The 13,171-nt window shown below is 49.2% G+C and carries 15 protein-coding genes; 11 read left to right on the forward strand and 4 right to left on the reverse strand.

Annotation, left to right across the window (positions count from 1 at the left end; genetic code table 11):
* Positions 1-134: 134 nt before the first annotated feature.
* Positions 135-2,480, reverse strand: coding sequence for a CotH kinase family protein (locus tag AB1I50_RS05710; protein ID WP_407725244.1), 2,346 nt, complete (start codon positions 2,478-2,480; stop codon positions 135-137).
* A gap of 207 nt (positions 2,481-2,687) precedes the next feature.
* Between AB1I50_RS05710 and AB1I50_RS05715 the strand changes: the two genes are divergently transcribed.
* The 4 genes from AB1I50_RS05715 to AB1I50_RS05730 all read left to right on the forward strand — a co-directional run bounded on the left by AB1I50_RS05715 (position 2,688) and on the right by AB1I50_RS05730 (position 6,663).
* On the forward strand, positions 2,688-3,569 hold the full coding sequence (locus AB1I50_RS05715; protein WP_407725245.1) for a hypothetical protein: 882 nt from the start codon (positions 2,688-2,690) through the stop codon (positions 3,567-3,569).
* Positions 3,570-3,787: 218 nt separating this feature from the next.
* Positions 3,788-4,339 carry an ECF transporter S component gene (locus AB1I50_RS05720; protein WP_407725246.1) on the forward strand — a complete coding sequence of 184 codons (552 nt, stop codon included), beginning with the start codon at positions 3,788-3,790 and terminating at the stop codon, positions 4,337-4,339.
* A 121-nt stretch (positions 4,340-4,460) separates the two neighbouring features.
* Positions 4,461-5,249 carry a glutamate 5-kinase gene (gene proB, locus AB1I50_RS05725; protein WP_407725247.1) on the forward strand — a complete coding sequence of 263 codons (789 nt, stop codon included), beginning with the start codon at positions 4,461-4,463 and terminating at the stop codon, positions 5,247-5,249.
* Positions 5,250-5,418: 169 nt separating this feature from the next.
* Complete coding sequence (locus tag AB1I50_RS05730; RefSeq protein WP_407725248.1) at positions 5,419-6,663, forward strand: glutamate-5-semialdehyde dehydrogenase; 1,245 nt, start codon at positions 5,419-5,421, stop codon at positions 6,661-6,663.
* Here the strand turns inward: AB1I50_RS05730 and AB1I50_RS05735 are convergent.
* The 3 genes from AB1I50_RS05735 to AB1I50_RS05745 are packed head-to-tail and all read right to left on the reverse strand — an operon-like array spanning position 6,656 to position 7,607.
* Complete coding sequence (locus tag AB1I50_RS05735) at positions 6,656-6,979, reverse strand: hypothetical protein (RefSeq protein ID WP_407725249.1); 324 nt, start codon at positions 6,977-6,979, stop codon at positions 6,656-6,658. The genes AB1I50_RS05730 and AB1I50_RS05735 overlap by 8 nt on opposite strands.
* Before the next feature lie 23 nt (positions 6,980-7,002).
* A complete protein-coding gene (locus AB1I50_RS05740; RefSeq protein WP_407725250.1) occupies positions 7,003-7,365 on the reverse strand; it encodes a hypothetical protein in 363 nt (120 codons plus the stop codon).
* 11 nt (positions 7,366-7,376) lie between these two features.
* A complete protein-coding gene (locus AB1I50_RS05745) occupies positions 7,377-7,607 on the reverse strand; it encodes a hypothetical protein (protein ID WP_407725251.1) in 231 nt (76 codons plus the stop codon).
* A 56-nt stretch (positions 7,608-7,663) separates the two neighbouring features.
* Here AB1I50_RS05745 and AB1I50_RS05750 point away from each other — a divergent pair, with 56 nt between their 5' ends.
* From AB1I50_RS05750 to AB1I50_RS05780, 7 genes are all read left to right on the forward strand, one after another.
* A complete protein-coding gene (locus AB1I50_RS05750) occupies positions 7,664-8,134 on the forward strand; it encodes a metallophosphoesterase family protein (protein ID WP_407725252.1) in 471 nt (156 codons plus the stop codon).
* 2 nt (positions 8,135-8,136) lie between these two features.
* Positions 8,137-9,000, forward strand: coding sequence for a DNA polymerase III delta subunit-related protein (locus tag AB1I50_RS05755; protein WP_407725253.1), 864 nt, complete (start codon positions 8,137-8,139; stop codon positions 8,998-9,000).
* Entirely contained in the window at positions 8,988-9,854 is an 867-nt protein-coding gene (locus tag AB1I50_RS05760) for a PSP1 domain-containing protein (protein ID WP_407725254.1), read from the forward strand. Before AB1I50_RS05755 ends, AB1I50_RS05760 begins: the two co-directional genes overlap by 13 nt.
* Positions 9,855-9,948: 94 nt before the next feature.
* Entirely contained in the window at positions 9,949-10,119 is a 171-nt protein-coding gene (locus tag AB1I50_RS05765) for a 4Fe-4S ferredoxin (protein WP_407725255.1), read from the forward strand.
* A 128-nt stretch (positions 10,120-10,247) separates the two neighbouring features.
* A complete protein-coding gene (locus AB1I50_RS05770) occupies positions 10,248-10,988 on the forward strand; it encodes a tRNA1(Val) (adenine(37)-N6)-methyltransferase (protein WP_407725256.1) in 741 nt (246 codons plus the stop codon).
* The gene (gene rsmI / locus AB1I50_RS05775; RefSeq protein ID WP_407725257.1) at positions 10,988-11,812 is read left to right on the forward strand and encodes a 16S rRNA (cytidine(1402)-2'-O)-methyltransferase; all 825 of its coding nucleotides are present in this window, start codon (positions 10,988-10,990) and stop codon (positions 11,810-11,812) included. Before AB1I50_RS05770 ends, rsmI begins: the two co-directional genes overlap by 1 nt.
* Positions 11,812-13,098 carry a bifunctional folylpolyglutamate synthase/dihydrofolate synthase gene (locus AB1I50_RS05780; RefSeq protein WP_407725258.1) on the forward strand — a complete coding sequence of 429 codons (1,287 nt, stop codon included), beginning with the start codon at positions 11,812-11,814 and terminating at the stop codon, positions 13,096-13,098. Before rsmI ends, AB1I50_RS05780 begins: the two co-directional genes overlap by 1 nt.
* Positions 13,099-13,171: the final 73 nt, after the last annotated feature.

A 13,171-nucleotide genomic window follows, 5' to 3' on the forward strand; every position in this document is an offset into this window, starting at 1 on the left:
CCCTTCACTTTTTTAGGATAATATACAATAATATTCTATCACACATCGCTGTTATATGCAATAAAAACAAAGAAAATTATATTTAAAATGAAAAGAAACCGGCAGCGTTTATGCCGCCGGCTTCCGCTATGGCTTTAGTTTGTATAAGAGGCGTAATCGTACCTGCCCTTTTCGTTTACGCTGTCAACTGCGTAGTAATGCAGAACGGTTTTGTCAAACGGAATTTTTTCGGTCTGAACCGTGCCGTTTGTAAAGATAATGTACGCCGCGTTTTCGGGAACGTCAATGCTGTAGGCGTTGTTTCCAATCGAGGTCATGGCAGTTCCGGGCCATGCCGCGGTGTAAGAGCCGTCGCTGTAATAGTAGTAACAGTACATCGGGCTGCCCCATCCGAGCGTATCGGAAAATACAACCGTGTATTTATCCTGTGAAGCTGTGGGCTGTTCGGGCTCGGTAGGAGTTACGGGATTGGCAGGCTGCACGGGCTTATCCGTTTTTTTGAAATCGTCAATAAGCTCCGCCGCGTACTGCTGAATTAGGGTTGCGTCGCTTACGGTAACGTGATTGTCAAAGCTTACGTCACCGAGCTCAAACTCCGCCGCGTTAAATTCCGTGAGCTGTGCGCAGTTGAGCTGAACCTGATACGCATCGGCAACGGTAACCTCACCGTCGCGGGTAACGTCGCCGTAGATATAACCCGGTGCGTAATTTGCGGCGAATTCATTTGAGAGCCAAGCCGCGCGGCTTGTCATCCAATCCGCGGCGTAGTTGTACATACCGTCAAAATTGTTCTGGTAGCGCGTCGCGATAGTTGATACGGTGTACTGCTTTTTGTCGTAATCGTAGCTTGCCTTGTTAAGCGATGAATGGCTTGCAATCCAAGAGCCGGTATTTAACAGCCAACCGCTTGCGTAGTTCATCTCGGCAGAGCCCTTTGCATAGTCGTAATATTCTTTTACGGAATAAATTTCGTCTGCTTCAAGGGGATTGCCGTAAGCCCCTGCAAAGTGGTTGATAGCAGGAACAAACTCGTTGAACCAAATTTCCGGCATTGCCGCCATAACCTCGGCGTTAACCGAAAGCTGGTTGATGATGTTGTTTGACGACGAAACATCGCCCGAATTTTTACCCTTGAACTTACACCACCAGCCGGTGTACTGCTCGTAGTCGTTTACGCCCATAGTGCGCAAATCGCGCGCCACGCCTACGGCGTTGCCGAGCGAGTTGTCGTAATCCCAAACAGGCGAGCCGTAAAATTTATACTTGCCGTCCTCATCGGCTTTGTAGGTAAAGAATGTACTCGATACGCCCGAATCCCAGTTCTTTCCGAGCTCGTTAATCAGGTAAAGCTTTGCGAGCGATTCGACGTCTCCGACATTGGAAACCTTGCCGCTCTTGTTCCTCGTTGTTCTGGCAAAGGTATCAAATTTTGACTTCGCGTAATCCAAAACTCCCTGGTAGTTGGGATCTCCCGCGTCAAGCTCGGGAGCTTTTAGTGTGATTTTTGTGCCGTTTGAAGCTACAAAGTAGTAATCGTCGGGGCCTGCGCTGGCGTCAACCTCGGCAACAAAGGGGAAGTCGCTCTTGAGCGTTCCGTCCTCGTTGAGGTACTCGTCGCCCGAGATATCGTCGAGCACAGCGCCGGTGTCGACCTTCTCGCACATCTGGTATGAGCCCCAGTAATAGCCGTTAACGTAAAAATCAACATAGCGCGAATCCGAGGCGTAGGGCATTCCCACCGCGTCGGAAAGGTCGTACAGGAAGCGGTTTCTGGAGAGCGAATCGTCCTGGTAATTCGCGAGCAGAGAATACTTTTTGGACTTTGCCATTCCGCCGATTGACACCTTCGAATCGTAGGTGATGTTGTAGCCCTTCTTAGGCTTGTCCCAGGTGGTGTTGCCTCTGCCCTTAATCTTCTTAATTGTCGTGTTGTCTACCTTGCCCTTTTGGTCGACAATCGCGCCTGTTGCCTTTGCGCTGAGGCTCTTGTCGGCGTTGAGGTAGGTCATAAGGTCGGTGCCGTTGCCGTCGGCGTTAGAGTTGTTTACATAAACCGCCGCCTCGGCGCTCGACTTCATAAACTTAAGAGTATACGAAGCTCTGCCTACGCTTACGGTATAGCTGCTGTCTGCGCTGTAAGCAACAGTCTTTGTCTCGTCGGGCGCTATAGACACGCCGTTTACGGTAACGGACGAATCGTAAGCGTTGTAGATGTCAACCTTTTCTCCGCTTGCAGACGACGGAAGGAAGAAATACTTGACATTTTCGTTGATTTCAACGAAGTCCTCGTCGTGCTCGCACTGCCACGCAACCCACGCATTTGCGTCGGCTGAGTTTAGAACGGCGTGCGCGTAGAGCGCAGGCTCAGCCGTAAAGGCGGTCGGCTTGCCCTGCTCTGTCTCCTCTGCTCCTACGGGAACAAGTGACAAAACGGACAGCGCCATAATTACCGCTAAAATGACACATATTGTCTTTTTCATGAACAATACCCCCTAATTGTATTAATTCTTGCGTATAATTATTGTTTATTTTTATTCTATCACGTGACTTTCACATTATCAAGCGAAATTTCTCAAATTCTTTTCTTTTTTTAAAATAACCTTTATTTTTCAGTTTTTATTTGTTATAATAAAAACTACTTTGATACTGCGGTATTATCGCGGTAATTTTTTAAGGACGTGATTAATATGACTGATAATAAGAAACATTCCTTCAGAGCTCCCTTGGCGGCGATACTTGCGGCGCTTATCGGCGCGACCGCACTGCTCGCAGGCTGCGGCGGCAACAGCGAATCTGAAGGCTCGAGCGAGAACGAAACGCGCGTTGTCACCGAAACTCAGGTTGTCACAAGGGTTGTAGACGGCGTTTACACCGACGAAAACGGCAATCCCATTAAGGATGAAAACGGTCAGCCCATGACCGCTCCCTCGGGAACTCCCGATACCGAAGTAAGCGGCGGTTCGGCAAACAACGGCAACGGCACTGCCAATAACGCAAACGGCAACGGCGGCGCGGCTGCAAATTCAGGCTCGGCTTCAAGCAGCGCAGGCGGAAACTCTGCTAACAATAACGGCGGAAGCGGCAGCAGCGCTTCACAGGCTGACGACAAGAGCAGCAGCTCAAAGGCTGACGACAAGAGCGGCGACAGCGAGAAAAAGGGCAGCGGTACTCTCAGCGTAGGCGGCAAGACCTACAATGTAGGAGACAAGGTAACCTGCACCTACACACTTACCTGCAAAAAGCTCCTCAGCAACTTCCAGGCTATGGTTAAGTACGACAACAAGTATCTTAAACCCACAAACGCCTACCTTGACGGACCTGCAAAGGCAGGCAGCGTAATCAATTACGAGCTCTACGAAAAGGGACTTATCAAGTTCAACGGAATTAACCTCAACGGCTACAACTACACAAAGGGAGCAAACTTCCTTGTTGTTGAGTACGAGGTTGTTGACGGCGGAAGCACAACTCCCGAATTTATCTGGGAAATCGCGAGCGATACAAAGGACAACGCGCTTATCACCAACCACAAGGCTGATTCCTCAATCTCGCTTTCCGCAAGCTTTTCTTAATCAAACATTAAATAATCTATTTATGAAGCCGGCAGAAAATTGCCGGCTTCAAGCTTTTTAAATGATTACGCGCGTAAACTGTACCTTATTTTTTATTTATATCTGTATATTTTTTAATATACAGTAATGTGATATAATCCGAGTGTACTTTCGAAATGTACTTAAAATTTTAGGTAATATTGGGTTATTTTTTCAACACAAAGAAGGAGGCATATATTATGCAAAGCACAAGAGCAATCTCAAAGCCGTCCGCGACCGCAAAGACCGTTGCGCTCAGCGCGATGTTTGCCGCGTTGGTTACGGTGACAACTGCTTTTATCAAAATTCCTACTCCACTGGGCTATGTTCACGCAGGAGACTCTATCATTTATCTCGCGGCGTCGGTTCTTCCCGGACCGTTCGGAATAATCGCTTCGGCTGTCGGCGGAGCGCTTGCAGACTTAATCTCGGGTTATCCGCACTGGGCAATTCCCACGGCGATAATCAAGGCGCTCAACGTTCTGCCGTTTGTACTGTGCAGAATCGCACTGAAAAACAACAGCCGTTATGACAGAATTATCAACCTGCCGAACCTGCTGATGGTAATTCCGTCAACGTTCGTCACACTCGGCGGTTATCTGCTCGCAAATGCGTTTTTCCACGGCTTTGCCGCAGCGTTTGCCGCTGTAATTCCTAACCTTTTGCAGGTTGCGGTTGCCGCAGTGCTGTACATCGCGCTCGGTCTGTCGCTCGACGCGGTTCAGTTCAAGCAAAAGCTTTTTCCGAGATAACAAAATACAAATGCCGTCCTGATTTGGGCGGCATTATTTTTATGTTGATGTTTTTTGAATGTTGTGGTATAATGGATGATGGTATTTTATGTGGAGTAAGTAATAGAAATAAGGTGTAGATATGAACAGAACAAAAACCGTTGTAAAGGTGGGCACTTCGAGCCTTACTTATGAGAACGGAAAAATCAACTACCGTCGCATTGAGGCGCTTTGCAAGACGATTTGCGATTTGCACAACAGCGGCGAGGATATTTTGCTTGTATCCTCGGGCGCGCTGGGTGTTGGAATGGGCAAGATGTGCCTTTCGCGCCGCCCGACCGACATCAAAAAGAAGCAGGCGCTTGCCGCTTTAGGTCAGTGCGAGCTTATGTTTATGTACGACAAGCTCTTCGGTGAGTACAACCACAACGTAGCGCAAATTCTTTTGACCTACGACGCGGTTGAAACCGAGAGCAAACGCCAAAATATCAACAACACAATCGACGAGCTGCTGAATATGGATATCATCCCTGTTATCAACGAGAACGACACTGTTGCGGTTGACGAGCTCGAGGGAAACAATTTCGGCGACAACGATATGCTTTCAGCGATTGTTTCGAGGATTGTCGAGGCCGACAGGCTTGTAATCCTGACAGACATTGACGGACTTTACGACGCTAATCCGCGCGAAAATCCCGACGCGAAGAAGATTAACGTGGTCGAGAAAATTGACAAGAGCATTATGGATATGGCGGCAGGCTCAGGCTCAAACCGCGGCACAGGCGGAATGGTAACAAAGCTGCAGGCGGCAAATTACGCCACAAAGCGCGGCATTGAGGTTCACGTAATAAACGGCTCAAACCCCGAGAACCTATACAAGGTTTTTGAGGGCGAGGCACCGGGAACGGTGTTTAAGAGAATTGAAAATTGAAAATGGATAATGGATAATTAAGGGAATCACCTTGCGGTCGCCAAAAGTCAGCACGATATTAATTCATTCGGGAATAAAACGTTTGGGGAACGCAAACTTATCCTCCCGACCGAAATTAAACTCTAAACTCTAAACTCTAAACTCTAAACTATTAAAAAGGAGACAACCTATGACAACTCTTGAAATTATGGGCGCAAAGGCTAAGGAAGCCTCGCGCTTTCTGATGACGGCAGGCTCTAAAAAGGACGACGCGCTGCTCGCGATTGCGAAGGCGCTCAGAGAGCACAGCGAAGAAATTATCAAGGCGAATTCCATTGACATAAAAAACGGCGAGGAAGCAGGACTTACCGTATCGCTCCTCGACCGCTTAAGACTTGACGAAGCGCGTATTGAGGGCATGGCTGTCGGCGTTGAGCAGGTTGCAGCTCTCCCCGACCCCGTCGGAAGAGTTCTCGACGGCAGAACCCTTAAAAACGGGCTTAAAATTCAGAAGGTTAGCGTACCGATGGGCGTTATCGGAATTATCTACGAGGCTCGTCCCAACGTTACCTCAGACGCGGCGGCACTCTGCCTTAAGGCAGGCAACGCCGTTATTCTCCGCGGCGGCAAGGAAGCGATTAACTCTAACACCGCGATTATGGCGGTTATGCGCGAGGCTGTTAAAAATGTCGGCTTTCCCGAGGACTGCGTAGCTCTCGTGACCGACACAACACGCCAGAGTGCTACCGAGCTTATGCAGCTTTCCGAGTACCTTGATGTTCTCATTCCGCGCGGCGGAGCAGGACTTATCCAGAGCGTTGTCAACAACTCAAAGGTTCCCGTAATCGAGACAGGCGTGGGCAACTGCCACGTTTATGTTGACGACAGCGCCGACATCAAGATGGCGGCTGACATTGTATTTAACGCAAAAACTTCGCGTCCCTCGGTTTGCAACGCGATTGAAACCGTGCTTGTTCACGCTGACATCGCTGACAAGGCACTGCCTGCGATTAAAGCCGAGCTCGACAAGATGAATGTTGAAATCCGCGGCTGCGAGAGGACAAAGCAAATCCTCGGTGACAGCATTATCCCTGCAACTGAGGACGACTACGCAAGGGAATTCCTCGACTACATCCTCGCGATTAAGGTTGTGGACAGCATTGACGACGCGATTGCGCATATCGCAAAGTACAGCTCAGGCCACAGCGAGAGCATTGTGACAAGCGACTACCGCAACGCGGATAAATTCACCTCATGCGTTGACTCGGCGGCGGTTTACGTTAACGCTTCAACACGCTTTACCGACGGCGGCGAGTTCGGTCTCGGCGCGGAAATCGGCATTTCAACTCAGAAGCTCCACGCGAGAGGTCCTATGGGCTTAAACGAGCTGACCAGCAACAAGTACGTTATCCACGGCGACGGTCAAATCAGATAAGCAGGTACATCAGCGCAAGCAGCAGCGACGGATCGCTGTTTTCGTCGCTGAGCAAAAGGATAAGCGCGAGTATTACGCTCTTTTCCTTGTCCTTGAACAGCGTTTCTATCAGCCCGGTTTTTTCGGGCTTTGGATTTGATTTTGTTTCTTTTTCAGAATTATTTATATTCGGAAGCTCCGCCTTTTGTTCCTCTTTAACCTCGGGCTTCGGCTTGGGTTTTTCGGGCTCGCGGACAGTCTCGGCACGTTCCTTCACGACGCGCGGACGGCTTATCTGCTGGGCGCGGCGGAACGCTTCTTCCTCAAATCCGGGCATAACACACCTGCTTTCCTGAACATTTACAGATTAAAAATACCGCTGTCCTTAATCAGCGGAATTATCCTTACAAGCTTCATAAGGCGTCGGGCACGGTCGAGCTTTTGCTGCTTTTCCTCGCTCAGAAACGGTCTGAGCGCGTGTAACAGACGGCTCACGTCGTCATCCTCGGAAAAGCCGCTAATCATCGGCGCAAACTTTGTTAAAGCGCTCATCAGCTCACCGTTTGCACCACTCACAATTGGAGCAGGCGCAGGCGGCGGAGAGCTTGGCTGACTTACGGGGTTATCCCCCGACAGCCCAAGCTGAGCGCCTAAGCCCTGCAGCTGCTTAAGTGCCTCGGGATCGCTTAAAATTTTATTTATTTTATCCTGAATATCCGACATTTAGGCATCTCCTATTTATCGCTCAACAGCTTCATAATCGCCTTTGCCTGGGGAGAATTCAAAACCTGCTTTGTCTTTTCCGGATTCGACAGCACGGCATTGAACTGCTTTGCTTCCTCGCTGTCGGCGTTTTTCAGCAGGCTTTGTACATCTCCGTTTTGCGCGGCAGAGGTTATCTCATTTGAAGAAACCCCGAGCTTTTTTGAAAGCTGAGATAAAAGATTATTTATATTTTCAGACACAAAAACCACCTCACGATATACTATGCAGCACAGTGCAAAATAGAACGGAGAATTTTATGCGTATTTTGGTTGTATCGGACTCCCATGGAGATTACCGCAGCTTAAAAAAGGCGATTGCCGCCCAGCCGACCGCCGAAGTTATCGTTCACTGCGGCGACGGCTCGAATGAGGTTGAATCGCTCAAAATCGACTTCCCCGAAAAGCAGCTTATCGCCGTTCGCGGAAACTGCGACTGGTCGAGTATGCTGCCGCCTACCGAGGTTGCACAGGTCGGCGGAAAAAGGCTTTTCGTCACCCACGGACACCTTTATCAGGCAAAATTCACCATCCATAATATGGTTTGCGCCGCAAGGGAGGAGAAGGCAGACATTCTCCTCTACGGCCACACCCACTGCGCTATGAATGAGTACGACGACGGGCTGTATATTATGAACCCCGGCTCGTGCCACGGCTACGGCGCAACCTACGGATACATCGACATCACCGAAAAGGGCGATATTGTCACCAACATTGTAACGATTAAATAACTATGAGTACAGATTATAAGCCCGGCGGAAAAGCCGCGGACATAATAAAGAATATAACCGGCTCGGGCAGGCTTCCCCACGCTTTTATCATCGAGGGCGGCGGTGATGAAGCCGCTGAGCTTGCAAAGTATCTTTCGGCTTTTGCGGTATGCTCAGAGCAGGACAAGCCCTGCACACACTGCAAAAACTGCGTTAACGCTTTTGCCAAAACCCACGCGGATATTACCTACGTCACCCCCGATAGCTCGAGCAAGAGCAAGACGCTTACAATTGACAGAATACGCGAGCTGATTAAGGACGCGTACATTTTGCCGAACGACTCGGACTCGAAGGTTTATATCTTCGAAAACGCCGACAGCGTTTTCTCCGAGATAACGCAAAACGCCTTTTTAAAGCTCCTTGAAGAACCTCCCAAGGGCGTGTACTTTATTCTGCTTTGCCAAAGCGCAAAGGGGCTGCTGCCGACGATAATCTCGCGCTGCTCGATGATTAACTTAGGCGGAGAGGCAGAGATTAACGAAGAAGCGCAAAAAGCCGCGGAGGAAATTGCAAACGGTATAATTTCGCTCAGCGAATACGATTTGCTTTTGGCGCTGCGTTCGCTTGCCGACAAATCGCTTGCCGACGATATTCTGCGCGCGGTAAAGCTGATTTTATTTGACGCGGTAACAGTGCTGTCGGGCGCGAAGGCTTCATATAAACCCGAGCTTGCAAAAAAGCTGTCATCGCGCTTTACGCGAAAAAAGCTGCTCGATATGATAGAGCTTACGGACAGCTCAAAATACAAACTTAAACAAAACATCAACATAAATCTCCTGACAACACAGTTGTGCGGAGAATACAGGAGGATCTCATGGCAGAGGTAATCGGAGTAAGATTTAAAGAGGTTGGCAAGGTTTACTACTTTGACCCCATCGGCAACAAGCTGAGCGCCGGCGACAAGGTTATTGTAGAGACTGCGCGCGGACTTGAATGCGGCGAGGTTGCCACCCCTAATAAGACAATAGACGACGGCGAGCTTAACCATCCGCTTAAGCCGCTTATCCGCATCGCGACTGAAGCCGACCTTAACAAGGTTGCCGAAAACAAGCTTAAGGAAAAGGAAGCTTTCAGAATTTGCGAGCAGAAAATTGCAAATCACAAGCTCGAAATGAAGCTTGTAAATGTAGAGTACACCTTTGATAACAACAAAATTATCTTTTACTTTACCGCCGACGGCAGGGTTGACTTCCGCGCATTGGTAAAGGATTTGGCTTCGGTTTTCAGAACAAGAATTGAGCTAAGGCAAATCGGCGTAAGGGACGAAGCAAAAATGCTCGGCGGCTTGGGAATTTGCGGCAGACCGTTCTGCTGCTGCGGCTTTATGGGCGAGTTCCAGCCGGTATCAATCAAGATGGCAAAGGAGCAGGGGCTTTCGCTCTCCCCGACCAAAATCTCGGGAACCTGCGGAAGGCTTATGTGTTGCCTTAAATACGAGCAGGAAGCCTACACCGACTTAATCAGGCGCACTCCGAAGGTCGGAGCGATTGTAAAAACCCCCGACGGCAAGGGCTTGGTGGTTGAAAACAACCTTATCGCGCGCACGCTTAAGGTAAAGCTCGACAACACTCCCGACGACGTTGCGCCGAAGCAATTCCCGGTTAAGCAGTGCAGAATCATCAAGGACGGCTACATTAAGATTGACAAAAAAGAGATGGAAAAGCTTTCCGGCTTGGAATGACAGACGGATTTCCAACATAAAATTTCACAAAACACTTGCATTTAAAAAATTATATGTTAAAATAAAAATATAATAATGAAGGAGGTTACGATCTATGGCATATGTAATTAACGATGAGTGCATTATGTGCGGTGCTTGTGCTGACGAGTGTCCCTGTAATGCTATCTCTGAGGGCGACGGTAAGTATGTAATCGACGCTGACACCTGCGCTGATTGCGGCGCTTGTGCAGAGGCTTGTCCCGTTGGTGCTCCCCAGCAGGGCTAATCTGCCAAACAGATTGTACATAAACGTCAAAGAAGCGGCAAGGTTTTATTCCTTGCCGTTTTTATTTTTGCTTGCCTGAGAGCTCCTAAAGTAGTATAATAAGCTATATAACCGATAAAGGACTTGCTATGAACAATATTCACCTTGAACCTTTGGGGAACGGAGTGAAAATCTACGTTTCCGAAAGCTATCATTTTTCTACGGACACAATACTTTTGGCGGATTTTTCAAAGCCGAAGGCATACAAAAAATGCGCCGACTTGGGCACAGGCTGCGGCACTATCCCCCTGCTCTGGCTGAAAGGCGACAAAAGCCTGAAAATCGATGCGGTTGAGCTTCAGCAAAACGCCTGCAAGCTTGCCGAAAAAAGCGTGGAGCTTAACGGCTTTGCCGATAATATGAAAATAATTAACGCCGATTTGCGCGAGTTAAACGGCATACTTCCGCTCGGCTGCTACGACCTTGTTGTGTGCAATCCGCCGTACAAGCTCGGCGGCTCGGGAATAAAAAACCCCGAAAGTGCAAAGCTGATTGCACGTCATGAAAGCGAATCTACGCTTGACGACATCTGCAAGACCGCCTCAAAGCTTTTGCAGTTCGGCGGAAGGTTCTGCGTTTGCCAGCGCCCCGAAAGGCTTGCGGACGTTATGGAAGGTATGCGCAGATTTGACATTGAGCCCAAGCGGCTCAGGCTTGTTCAGCAGAGGGCAGTCAAAGCGCCGAAGCTTTTTTTGCTTGAGGGCAGGAGAAGCGGAAAACGCGGTTATCTCGACGTTATGCCCACGCTGTTTATCGAGGACGAAAGCGGCAACTTTTCAGATGAAATGATGAAAATTTACGGCGACTACAAATCGGAGGTGAGCTCATAATGAGCGGAATTTTATACGTAACCGGCACGCCGATAGGCAATTTGTCCGACCTCTCACCCAGAGCGGCGCAGACGCTTGAACAGGTCGATTTTATCGCCGCCGAGGACACGCGCGTAACGCTAAAGCTGCTCAACCACCTCGGGATAAAAAAGCCGATGATAAGCTACTACGAGCACAACAAACGCGAGCGCGGAGAGATTATCTGCGCCAAAATTGAAGCAGGCGAAAACTGCGCGATTGTAACCGACGCAGGTATGCCGTGCATCTCAGACCCCGGCGAGGATTTGATTAAGCTGTGCGAGGAGCGCGGAATTAAAACCGTGGTTATCCCCGGGCCGAGCGCGGTTGTGTCGGCGCTTGCGGTGTCGGGCTTGGAGACAGGCAGGTTTTGCTTTGAGGGCTTTTTGAGCGTTAACAAAAAGAGCCGCAACGAACATTTGCAGAGCCTTAAAAACGAGCGCAGGACGATGATTTTTTACGAAGCTCCGCACAAGCTGCCTGCTACCCTGCGCGATTTATACTCTGCGTTCGGCAACCGAAAGCTGAGCATTGTGCGCGAGCTTACGAAAATTCACGAGGAAGTTATCCGCACCACAACCAAGTACGCCGCCGAAAACTATGCCGACGGAAGCGTTAAGGGTGAGCTTGTGCTCGTGCTCGAAGGCGCGAAGGAGAGCGAAACAGAGGAAAAATACAACCTCGAATACGCCGTAGAGCTTGCGAAAAAGCTGATTGAAAACGGTGAAAAACCCACCGCCGCCGCCAAAAGCGCTGCCGAGATGACGGGCTTTAAGAAAAACGAAATTTACAGGGAGCTGTTGTGATGACCTACGATTCGGCGCTTGAAAAAATACATTCACTGCTGACCTTTGGCTCGCGCCCGGGGCTTGACAGAATGAGAACTCTTTTGTCGGAGCTTAACAATCCGCAGGACAAGCTTAAATACATCCACGTCGCAGGCACAAACGGCAAAGGCTCTGTCTGCGCAATGCTGTCGACGGCATTGGTCGAGGCAGGGTACAAAACCGGACTGTTTATCTCACCCTACATCACGGATTTCAGGGAGAGAATCCAGATTGACAACGTGCCTGTCAGCAAAGAAACGCTCACAAAAGCGGTAGAAAAAACCTTCCCCATCGTCGAGCGATTGCGCGAAAACGGCACGATAATCACCGAGTTTGAGTACGTAAACGCTTTGCAGTTTTATATTCACGCAAAAGAGGGGTGCGACCTCGTTGTGCTCGAAACAGGTATGGGCGGTCTGCTCGACTGCACAAATGTTATTAAGCCACCGCTGTGCTCGGTAATCACCACAATCGGACTTGACCACACCGCAGTTTTGGGCGATACAATCGAAAAAATCGCGGAGCAAAAATGCGGAATTATAAAGCGCGGCTCGCTTGCGGTAACGTCAAAACAGGACAGCCGCGCGATGGCTGTGATTGAGCACACGGCAAACAGCCTTGATGTTCCGCTGATAAAAAGCGGGGGCGTAAGGCTTGAAGTTATCTCGCAGTCGTTAAAGGGCAGCTTGGTAAATTATAAGGGCGAAAAATTCCTGCTAAGACTGCCCGGCAGTCACCAAATTGAGAACGCAAAAACCGCCTTGGCGGCGATTGAAGCGCTCAACCAAAAGGGACTTATAAAGCTTAATGACAGCGAAATTGCCGCAGGCTTCGGCAAGGCGGTAAACCCTGCAAGGTTTGAGCTTTTGAGCGAAAATCCCATTGTACTTCTTGACGGAGCGCACAATCCTAACGGAATTGAAGCACTGAAAAACGCTATAAAAACCTTCCTCCCAAATAAAAAGATAATCTGCGTTACGGGAATGCTCGCGGACAAGGACATTGACAGCTCGATTGAGCTGTTGAGCGGAGTTTTCGCAAAGGTTTGCACCGTGCCCGTCAACAACCCGAGGGCAATTTCCGCTGAGGAACTCGCGGAAAAATTCAGCTCTGCCTGTGCCGATACAAAGAGCTTTAATTCTCCACAAGCCGCGTTTGATACGGCGTTTCGTGAGGCAAAGGAGAACGGCGGTGCAGTGCTGATATGCGGCTCACTATACCTTGCAGGAGAAATAAGGCCGTACATAATTGAAAAAATTAAATAGCCGACAGAATAAAACAAACTTTTCACGCTATACTAACTATTATTAGTATAGCGTTATTTTTTTGAAAAGGAAT

The sequence above is a fragment of the Ruminococcus sp. NATIVEDY161 genome (assembly GCF_045819895.1).
In the GTDB taxonomy this organism is placed as follows: Bacteria; Bacillota; Clostridia; order Oscillospirales; family Acutalibacteraceae; genus Ruminococcoides.